The 648-nt window shown below is 37.3% G+C and carries 1 protein-coding gene; it reads left to right on the top strand.

The annotated features are described in order from the left end of the window. Positions 1 to 648: IS21-like element helper ATPase IstB (gene istB, locus CD30_RS19260; protein ID WP_235802099.1), on the top strand; the 648-nt coding region annotated here is incomplete at both ends.

Raw genomic sequence — 648 nt, 5'->3', positions numbered from 1 at the left:
GTTGCATCATGAATGAAGCGATTTTAACTCTCTGTAAACAATTAAGATTAGCACATGTGGCTGAGGCAATTAAAGAAGTGCCATTTACAGATCCAGAAGAATATATGTATCAAATTTTATTGAAAGAACAGCAAGGCAGGGAACAGGCGAAAATAGCCCGTAACTTGAAGCAAGCTCGCTTTATCGATACGAAAACGCTTGAAAGCTATCAGTGGCATAAAGATATTTGTTTACCTAACCATTTAACAAAAGATGAATTAGAGCAGTTGAATTTCATTCGTAGAAAAGAGAATGTTATTTTAGTTGGCGCACCTGGCACAGGCAAAACACATTTAGCTTCTGCACTTGGTCGCAAGGCTTGTGAGCAAGGGTATGAAGTACGTTTTTATCGTGTTTCGCATTTTGTTGAAGAGTTAGAGCAAGCGCTACATGCGGGGAAATTAAAGCAATTTAGAAGTAAATTAGAAAAAGTCGATTTAATGATTTTGGATGAAATGGGCTATCTGCCTTTCGGCAAAGAAGGAGCAGAGTTACTGTTTCAAATTATTTCAGAGTTCTATGAACAAAAAAGCTTAATTATCACATCAAATTTAGAATTTAGTCAGTGGAACCGCATTTTCTCGGATTCACGTTTAACGGCAGCTCTGG

Source organism: Ureibacillus massiliensis 4400831 = CIP 108448 = CCUG 49529, assembly GCF_000772965.1.
Classification (GTDB): domain Bacteria; phylum Bacillota; class Bacilli; order Bacillales_A; family Planococcaceae; genus Ureibacillus; species Ureibacillus massiliensis.
This window is presented reverse-complemented; position numbering and strand designations above follow the sequence as displayed.